This window comes from Vibrio sp. V15_P4S5T153, from assembly GCF_963874485.1.
Lineage (GTDB): Bacteria > Pseudomonadota > Gammaproteobacteria > Enterobacterales > Vibrionaceae > Vibrio > Vibrio anguillarum.
Map to the genome: position 1 here is coordinate 870,449 of NZ_CAWNHR010000011.1, position 9,389 is coordinate 879,837.

The following is a 9,389-nucleotide window of genomic DNA, read 5'->3' on the forward strand; positions in this document are numbered from 1 at the left end:
TTTTTTCTTAAGCTTAGAACCGGTTGTACGATAAAGCGAAATGTTTGATCTATATCACGTTATTTATTTGGTTTAAATAAGATCAAAAAAGCGAGCACTAAGGCTCGCTTTTCATTGCTACTGGTTGCTAATTTAGCATATCAACAGTGATCGCCACTGCTTCTTCTAAATAAACATCTGGAGCTTCATAATCTTTAGGCACATCTTGCAAGGTTTTATAGGGCTTCAAACCATTGGCGACTTGTCGCATGTTAATCCGCGCCAAACGCAATTCATCTGCCTTGTCACTTTCTTGCTTACGCACAGATTCATTGAGAGAAATTGTGTTGTCATCTTTCTCCGCTTTATACTTCGCAATATCCTCGTTAATGAAGCCGAACTCCATATCGTTGGCAATACGAGCTTGATGCTGCGCAGATAACTTAGCAATCAGTTTTTCATTAGCTTGTAACTTGTCGTATTTAGCTCGCTCAATTTGATCCCAAGGAAGTGCATTAGGTTCAACGCTCTCACCGGTATCTTTTGCTTCAATCGCAGTGGGTAACGCAATATCAGGCACAACACCTTTATTCTGCGTACTACCACCATCAATACGATAAAATTTCTGAATCGTATATTGAACGTAGCCTAATTCTTTATCAAACAAGTCGTAGATATGATTCAACGAGCGATGCTGTTGAACCGTTCCCTTACCGAATGAGTTTTCGCCAACAATGATCGCTCGTCCATAATCTTGCATTGCCGCTGCAAAAATTTCTGAGGCTGATGCGCTGTAGCGATTCACCAATACCGTCATAGGACCCTGATAACTGATTTTTCCATCCGTGTCACTATTAACGTTTACTCGTCCATAGCTATCGCGAACTTGCACAACCGGGCCGCTTTCAATAAATAAGCCGGATAATGCCGTCGCTTCCGTTAATGCACCCCCACCGTTATTACGTAAATCGACGATCACGCCATCCACTTTTTTCTGCTTCAGTTCAGTCAGCAATTTGTCCGTGTCTTGCGCTAAACCGACATAGAAGCTAGGGACTTCAAGCACGCCGATTTTCTTGCCATTTTTCTCGATGATTTTTGATTTAACCGCTCGATCTTCTAAACGAATTTTGTCTCGAACAATAGTGACAACGTGACTTTTAGCGTCTTTACCTTCCGGCAAAACTTGCAACTTCACCTTAGTGCCTTTCGGGCCTTTGATCAGTTGTACGACATCATCTAGACGCCAGCCGATAACATCAACCATCTCTTTGCCATCTTGGCCCACACCAATGATACGATCGCCTTCACCCAACTGCTTGCTATTTGAGGCAGGACCACCCGCAACTAACGAACGAATGATGGTGTAGTCGTCGGTCATTTGCAGTACAGCACCAATCCCTTCCAATGAAAGATTCATTTCTGATTGGAACTGCTCGGCATTACGTGGAGAGAGATAACTAGTATGCGGATCAACTTCACGCGCAAAAGCATTCATATAAAGCTGAAATACATCTTCGCTGTGGGTCTGAGACAGACGTTTGATCGCGTTATTATAACGCTTGCCTAGCGTTTCTTTAATTTCCGGCCACTCTTTACCCGTAAGCTTTAAGTTCAGTGCATCATATTTGACACGTTGCTGCCATAACTTATCGAGCTCGGTTTTATCTTTCGGCCAAGCTGCTTTTGAGCGATCAAGTTCCATCGATTCATCGGCTTCAAATGTAATTTCTTTGTCGAGCAGAGAAAGCGCATATTGAAAACGCTCAAAGCGCTTTTGCATTGATAAGTTATAAACATCAAATGCAATTTGGTTATTGCCAGCCTTGAGTTGATCATCAAGTTGTGTCGACCACGTATCAAAGGAATCAATATCGCTCTGAGTAAAGATATTGCGGTTGTAGTCGAGCAGTTCGAGATAACGATGGAAGATAGCTTGCGAGAAATCGTCATTCAAGTTGAAGTGTTTGTAATGAGAACGAGTAAAACGGGAAGTCACACGCTTACTCGCCGTTTCATGCTGCATTTCTGGGGCAAGAAGAGGTAAATCTTCTTTGCTAAGAGTGGCTTCTAAGGCCTGAACGGATGACGCTGCTAGCCATAGGCCAGCAGCGATCAACGTTAATTTTGAACGGCATTTCATGCGTAGGAATTTCTCCTTTATGCGCGCAAGTGCTCCGCTTTCACAACCATTTGTAGGCCGTTGACAAGTTGAACGCGCACATCTTCCTTATTAACTTCAACAATGGTCGCAGCCATGTTTCCTTTACCCATGTTTACGTTCACTTGTTTACCAGTGATCATTTCATCAGCATTTAAAGCGCGCGTCTCGACAGGTTTTTCAGATTTTGGCGCTTTCGCTTGAGGACGACGAGCTTGTGCTTGAGGCTTTTTCGCTTTTGGCTGCTTCGCTTTTGCCTCTTCGCGTGCTTTTTGTCCTTGCTCTTTACGACGAGCCTGTACTCGAGCTTTACTTTCTGCCAATGCGGCTTGTGCGTGCTCTACATGTTCTTCTTCTAACTCTCCACATGGGTTGCCATCAAGGTCAACACGAGTTGCACCTAGTTTAACACCATGTAGATAACGCCATGACGACGTGTATTGTCTTAACGCAGCACGCAGCTGTGTTTTACTTACTTTTGAGTCTTCGTTTAGGCGTTCAGCAAGATCTTGAAAAATACCAATTTTCAAAGGCTTTGCTTCACCTTCTAAAGTAAAGCACTTAGGGAAACATTCAGCAATGTACGCAATAACTTCTTTGCTGTTTTTTAACTTTTCAGTGTTTTCCATGAGGATTCCTGGTTTATGCGGTCTTTCCGCGAGGCATTAAGATAAATATGTTCGGTATTATAGTGACCTAAATGCGAAAAACCACAGGCAATGACCAATTTATGCCTTGTTAGCGTGTGAATTGAGCAGCTTTTCTATCTCAATCATTAATTCTGCCATCCCTTTCTCATCAATTTCAGAAAAACGGCCAATTGTTGGGCTATCGATATCCAATACTCCCACCACTTGACCATTGATAGAAAATGGCACCACCAACTCAGAATTGCTCGCAGCATCGCAAGCAATGTGACCAGCAAACTCATGGACATCATAAACACGTTGTATACGGTTAGTCGCCGCCGCAGTACCACACACACCTTTTCCTAAGGGAATGCGTACACAAGCTGGTTTTCCTTGAAAGGGACCGAGAACCAGTTGCTCTTCTTTTATTAGGTAAAAACCCACCCAGTTAAGATCTTCAAGCTCCATGTTAAATAAGGCGCTCAAATTGGCAAGATTAGCGATTAAATCCGTTTCAGATTCAACCAGTGCCACCGCCTGCTTGGTAAGACGGCGGTATTCTTCTATGTTCATATAAACTCAACGACCTTTTGAAAACGGAAGACATCTATTTTTGAACAGCGTACAATTTCTCACACGATAAATAGGATGCATTCTCATCATAATGACTAATTCCAATGACACTATTAGCCGCTCTTGGGTAATAAAACAAGTAAAAAAACATCGACCTACACTTCTATTTGCCAATGCGATCGCGGTTATTGCAACGCTGGTTAGTGTCCCTATTCCACTATTAATGCCATTAATGGTCGACGAAGTTCTGCTGAATAAACCCGCTTCTGGTTTGGCGATGATGAATACTATTCTACCGACGTCGATGCAAAACCCAACAGGCTATATTGCGCTCACGTTATTACTAGTGGTCTTGATGCGTAGCGTCAGCCAAGCGCTCAACATACTTCAAAGCCGTCAATTTACTTTGGTGTCCAAAACCATCACTTACCAAATGCGCTGCAAAATGATTGATAAATTAGGACGGATCAGTATCAGGCAGTACGAAACCAAAGGCAGTGGTGGTATTAATGCTCACTTAATCACCGACATCGAAACCATTGATCAATTCATAGGTAGCACACTCAGTAAATTTATCATCAGCCTACTGACCGTGTTAGGCACAGCGGGTGTTCTACTCTGGCTTGAGTGGCGTTTAGGGCTGTTTATTTTATTGGTCAACCCGATTGTAATTTACTTTTCACGTAAACTCGGAAGCAAAGTCAAACATCTGAAAAAGCGAGAAAACCAAGCGTATGAACGCTTTCAAAATCGGCTAGTCGAAACATTAGATGGCATTTATCAATTGCGTGCCGCTAATAAAGAGCGAGAGTTTCTCAATGAACTCAAACAGCAAGCCAACCAAGTCCGAGAGAATGCAGACAAATATGCATGGCAATCAGAGGCTGCAGGGCGCGTCTCATTTCTCCTGTTTTTACTTGGTTTTGAGCTATTTAGAGCGGTCGCGATGCTGATGGTGGTCTTTAGCGACTTGACCATAGGGCAAATTTTCGCCGTTTTCGGTTATTTGTGGTTTATGTTAGGCCCAGTGCAAGAGCTGCTGAGTATTCAATTTTCTTGGTACAGTGCAAAGGCGGCCTTCCATCGCATTAATGATCTGCTTGCACTGGAGGAAGAGCCTCGCCCTATTTGCAAAATTAACCCATTCACGGATAACCGCCAGGTCGATGTTGAGGTTTCTCACGTTAATTTTGCCTACGATAGTGAAAAGAGTGTGCTCAACGATCTCTCGCTCACGATTCCGGCGGGTAAAAAAGTTGCGTTGGTTGGCGCAAGTGGTGGTGGGAAATCCACGTTGATCCAACTGTTAATTGGTGTGTATCAACCCAATTCCGGGCAGATCCGTTTTAATGGTGCGACCACTGAAGAGATAAGTTTTGATATTATTCGCGATAACATTGCCGTGGTATTACAACAACCTATACTATTCAACGACACCTTAAGGCATAATTTGACCCTCGGCGGTCAATATGCAGAAGAGGAATTATGGCAAGCGCTGCATATTGCACAACTGGATGATGTGACTGCGAATCTCAGTGACGGTTTAGAAACGCTAGTTGGCCGAAATGGTATTCGCTTGTCGGGCGGACAACGTCAACGTTTAGCCATCGCTCGGATGGTACTGAGCAATCCTAAATTTGTTATTTTGGATGAAGCAACATCCGCGTTAGATACGGTAACTGAAGCGGCATTGCACAATGCTCTGACTGGATTTTTGAAAGGTCGAACTACTTTAATTGTTGCGCACCGCCTTTCGGCAGTGAAACAAGCCGATATAATTTACGTGCTGGAAGATGGTCAAGTTAGCCAAATGGGTACGCATCGAGAATTAGTCGAGCAAGATGGGTTATATCAGACCCTTTATGGAAATCTCCAATCGTACGTTTAGTGATTGGGTAACAATAAATTAGGATGATTGTTTGTCTCAACATTCAGCGCTTATTCAACATCCACAATCACCTAACGGCGTGAGGTTGTGTCACGGCTGTGAATTGGCCGTTGATCTCGTCGAGGTTGAGCATGGAAAAAGTGCCTATTGTCCACGCTGCGGTACCCAACTGTACCGCGGTGGATCTCCCTCTTTATCTGGGGATTTAGCCGTCGCCATCACTTGCTTGTTACTGTTTATCCCCTCTCATTTTTTTGAATTCATCAGTATTCGCTTGGTTGGGGTGATGATCCCCGCCACCTTGCCATCCGGTGTCTTTGCGCTGGCTGAAGAGGGCTTTGGAGCGCTCGCTTTATTGGTGCTATTTTGCAGCTCTATTGCGCCACTTTTAGTGTGTGGTTCCGTAGTGACCGCTCATATCGCCTTGCGTTATCGATGGTTTCATCTACTGCGTGGCTCACTGATCATTATTCAGCGATTAAAAGCATGGGTAATGCTCGATGTTTTTTTAGTCAGCGTGGCGGTATCTTGTTTTAAACTTCAAGATTATTCCGACATTTTTATCGGTGTGGGGTTGTATGGTTTAGTTTTGCTGCAACTGGCAACCGTATTGCTAGCGACTCGAGTTAGCGTAAGGCGCTATTGGCAAGCGTGGCAGCCAGAGAATCAATATGCCTTCGAGCGTAAAGAGGTGCATTGCCACCATTGCCATCTTTCACAACCAGAAAATACGCACTGCGTGCGTTGCGCGCAAAAATTATATCACCGGAAACCCAACTCGATACAACGAACTTGGGCCTATTTAATTGCAGCAAGTGTCGCTATTTTCCCCGCGAACCTGATTCCAATATCGATTTTAATTACCAACGGACAGCGATTAGAAGACACCATTTTCTCTGGTGTTGCGTCACTGATTAATAGTGGTATGGTCGGAATTGCAATCATCATTTTTGTGGCCAGTATAATCGTGCCTATTGTAAAAATATTCGGCCTGACCTATCTATTACTGGCGATTAAATTTAAGCGAACGGTTTACCACCGTCAGAGAATGAACATTTATTTCGCGATTAAATGGATCGGCAAATGGTCGGTAATGGATCTGTTTGTCATCTCAATTATGTTGACACTGGTTGATCGCGGTCAAATTCTCGACTTCACTCCCGGTTATGGAGCCGTTGCCTTTGGCTTGGTGGTTGTACTCACCATGCTCGCCACGGAAAGTATGGACCCAAGACTCATCTGGGATAATTACCCAGAAATCGCAGACCAAAACGAGCCTTCACATGAGTAAACAAATTTCAAGCCAGCCCTCATACACTCCCGATGTTAAGCGAAACAGGGGCATCTCACCTTTGTGGATACTGCCCATACTCACCATGGCGCTCGCAGGTTGGTTAGTCGTTAAAGCCATTCACGATGCTGGCGAACGAATCCAGATCTATTTTTCGGACGCACAAGGCTTAGTCGCAGGGCGAACAACAATTCGCTACCAAGGGCTCGAAGTCGGCATGGTAAGAGATATTAAACTGTCCGAAGGATTAGAAAACATCTATGTGGAAGCCGATATTTATCCAGAAGCTACTCAGTTACTCAATGACAATACCCGATTTTGGTTAGTGAAGCCAACGGCCAGTTTATCTGGCGTTTCAGGTCTAGATGCGTTGGTTTCAGGAAACTATATTGCGATTCAACCGGGTAACGAAAATAGTTCAGCTGAACACGATAAAGTGTTTAGTGCTTTAGATGGTGCACCTTCTGATCTACTGCCTAATCAAGGGCTTATCATTTCTCTAAAGGCTCGCGATCTCGGAGGTATTTCTGTTGGCTCACAAATCGTCTATAAAAAAATTCCGATTGGTGAAGTGTTTAATTACAAACTCGATGACGATGCAAAGTCGGTACTCATTCAAGCCTCGATAAAAGACGAGTATCGCCACATTATTACCAATGAAAGCCGTTTTTGGAATGTCAGCGGTGTTGGTGCAAGCATTGGCTTTGAAGGTGTTGACGTCCGCTTAGAAAGTTTAAGTGCATTAATCGGTGGTTCAATTGCCGTCGATTCACCGGACGGTGGAGAGCCTGTTGAACAAAATACCCAATTTAGTCTCTATCGCGATTTAAAAACAGCAGGGCGTGGTATCCCTGTGAAAATCACCCTACCCGATCAGCATAATATTAACCAAACTGGTGCCCCCATCATTTACCGAGGAATAGAAGTCGGCCAAATCACGGAATTGCAGCTCAGTAAAAGTCACCAACAGATCATCGCCTCTGCCGCTATCCAACCGGCTTTTAGCGATATGCTCAATTCGGGAAGCCGTTTTGTGTTGGAAGAGGCCAAAGTCTCACTCTCTGGAGTTGAGAACATCGGTAATTTGATCAAAGGGAATTACTTGACACTCATTCCTGGTAAGGGCGAAAAGGCCAGAAGTTTCACTGCAATTCGCCAATTTGAATTTAATCAGTCACAAGCAAAATCGATTGCTATCAAACTTACAGCTGAAAGCTCATATGGCTTAGATGTGGGCAGCCAGATTTTGTATCGAGGTATCGCGGTAGGTTCAGTAATTGACGTAAAGTTGCAGCAAGACAGTGTTGTGCTCAATACGCTGATTGATGAAGAGTACTCATCACTCATACGCTCACAGAATCGTTTTTACATTACAGGCTCGGCCACCGCGGAGCTCACCGAATCAGGCCTTAATGTTTCGATCCCTCCTGCCAAACAACTGCTCGCCGGCTCAATCAGTTTCATCAGCGAAGGCGCTGAAAATGCGAGTAATGAATACCCGCTATATCAAAGTAAATCCTTAGCTGAGCTTGCAAAATATAATCAAAGCGGCTCACAGACACTGACTCTTTTTGCCGACGAGCTTCCTCCCATCAATCCGGGCAGCCCGCTCCTATACCGTAACCTTCAAGTAGGCAGTGTTTTTGGCTTTAAGCTTACTAAAGAAGGTGTGAAAATCGAGGTCAAAATAGAGAATCAATATCGCCATCTGATTACGAATCAAACTGTTTTTTGGAACCGTTCTGGCATCGAAATTAATGCAACACTTGCAGGCGTAAAAGTCAAAGCCGCTCCTTTAAAAACTTTAATTCAAGGAGGCATTGCATTTGATTCGTTGCAAGGCATTGATAACAAAGATCAGAATTTGTGGAAGCTCTATGACAACTACGACCAAGCACGCAAGGCGGGCCAAGAAATCATCTTAACGGCCGATTCATCCTTTGGCATTACGCTAGGAACATCCATCAAATATAACAATATCACTGTGGGAGAGGTTGTTTCTGTAACACCCGATTTCAAGACAAACCAAGTTACACTCCAAGCGAGAATTGAGCCTAGCTACGCATTAGGCATTGCCAGAAATGGCTCTCACTTTTGGGTAGCGAAAACTAAGATTGGCTTCAATGGTGTTGAAAATCTGCAAAACTTACTCAGTTCCAGCATTGAGGTCCAACCCGGGTTTGGCGATGTGCAGTATCAATTTGAACTAGAAAAACAGCCACAACAAGCACTCGGTATTGAATTCACCTTACAAAGTGAAACACGAGGATCAGTGGCTGAAGACAGCCCTGTTCTCTACCGTGAAATGGAAGTAGGCAAAGTAACCCATGTTGCTCTAGGAGACTTTGCAGACCGCGTCATGTTTACCATTGAAATCCAAAAAGAGTTCGCTTATCTGGTTCGCAGCAATAGCGTATTTTGGAACACTTCTGGCGTCGATGTATCCATCGGTTTATCTGGTGCAAATATAAAAGCAGGCACGTTAGATAGCATCATGAAAGGCGGAATTACATTTGCCACTCCAGAGCAAAAACAGCTACAGCCTATCGCTAAACAAGGCCAAGCATTTTACTTATATCCTGAAGCCAAACCAGAATGGCGCCAATGGCGAACAGCCATACCAAAACCTTAAAGGGTTAACCTTGATTCTTGTAAAAATCCGCCTTCTTAGAAGGCGGCTTTGGTTTATAGCCCCCTATAAGGGGGCATCCCTGCGCTGCTAGTTTATCTTCAACTCTAACTGCGCCTCATATTCTTGATCTTTCTTGTCTTGGTGCCTTACGTAACGCCTGATGATTTCTTCATTCACACCAACTGTGTCAACAAAGTATCCCCTTGCCCAAAAATGATTACCCCACAGTTTCTTTC

At 44.0% G+C, this 9,389-nt stretch carries 7 protein-coding genes; 3 read left to right on the top strand and 4 right to left on the bottom strand.

What is annotated here, in order from left to right:
• Positions 1 to 127: 127 nt before the first annotated feature.
• From prc to AACT42_RS05885, 3 genes are all read right to left on the bottom strand, one after another.
• Positions 128 to 2,122 carry a carboxy terminal-processing peptidase gene (gene prc, locus AACT42_RS05875; RefSeq protein WP_094133664.1) on the bottom strand — a complete coding sequence of 665 codons (1,995 nt, stop codon included), beginning with the start codon at positions 2,120 to 2,122 and terminating at the stop codon, positions 128 to 130.
• Between the two features lie 17 nt (positions 2,123 to 2,139).
• Positions 2,140 to 2,769, bottom strand: a complete 630-nt coding sequence (gene proQ, locus AACT42_RS05880; protein ID WP_017047653.1) for an RNA chaperone ProQ — start codon at positions 2,767 to 2,769, stop codon at positions 2,140 to 2,142.
• A gap of 99 nt (positions 2,770 to 2,868) precedes the next feature.
• On the bottom strand, positions 2,869 to 3,342 hold the full coding sequence (locus AACT42_RS05885) for a GAF domain-containing protein (protein WP_017041971.1): 474 nt from the start codon (positions 3,340 to 3,342) through the stop codon (positions 2,869 to 2,871).
• A gap of 91 nt (positions 3,343 to 3,433) precedes the next feature.
• Between AACT42_RS05885 and AACT42_RS05890 the strand changes: the two genes are divergently transcribed.
• Genes AACT42_RS05890 through AACT42_RS05900 form a run of 3 tightly spaced genes read left to right on the top strand, consistent with a single transcriptional unit; the run spans position 3,434 to position 9,153 of the window.
• Positions 3,434 to 5,230, top strand: coding sequence for an ABC transporter ATP-binding protein (locus AACT42_RS05890; RefSeq protein ID WP_013856918.1), 1,797 nt, complete (start codon positions 3,434 to 3,436; stop codon positions 5,228 to 5,230).
• Between the two features lie 31 nt (positions 5,231 to 5,261).
• Complete coding sequence (locus tag AACT42_RS05895) at positions 5,262 to 6,521, top strand: paraquat-inducible protein A (protein WP_013856919.1); 1,260 nt, start codon at positions 5,262 to 5,264, stop codon at positions 6,519 to 6,521.
• The gene (locus AACT42_RS05900; protein ID WP_094134224.1) at positions 6,514 to 9,153 is read left to right on the top strand and encodes an MlaD family protein; all 2,640 of its coding nucleotides are present in this window, start codon (positions 6,514 to 6,516) and stop codon (positions 9,151 to 9,153) included. The genes AACT42_RS05895 and AACT42_RS05900 overlap by 8 nt, the downstream gene beginning before the upstream one ends.
• 87 nt (positions 9,154 to 9,240) lie before the next feature.
• Here the strand turns inward: AACT42_RS05900 and AACT42_RS05905 are convergent.
• Positions 9,241 to 9,389 (bottom strand): transposase (locus tag AACT42_RS05905; protein WP_176432268.1); only part of this gene is annotated, 149 nt, incomplete at its 5' end.

Excerpts from the sequence above, each read along its gene's own strand:
- prc (WP_094133664.1), bottom strand. The coding sequence starts at position 2,122 with ATGAAATGCCGTTCAAAATTAACGTTGATCGCTGCTGGCCTATGGCTA.
- proQ (WP_017047653.1), bottom strand. The coding sequence starts at position 2,769 with ATGGAAAACACTGAAAAGTTAAAAAACAGCAAAGAAGTTATTGCGTAC.
- AACT42_RS05885 (WP_017041971.1), bottom strand. The coding sequence starts at position 3,342 with ATGAACATAGAAGAATACCGCCGTCTTACCAAGCAGGCGGTGGCACTG.
- AACT42_RS05890 (WP_013856918.1), top strand. The coding sequence starts at position 3,434 with ATGACTAATTCCAATGACACTATTAGCCGCTCTTGGGTAATAAAACAA.
- AACT42_RS05900 (WP_094134224.1), top strand. The coding sequence starts at position 6,514 with ATGAGTAAACAAATTTCAAGCCAGCCCTCATACACTCCCGATGTTAAG.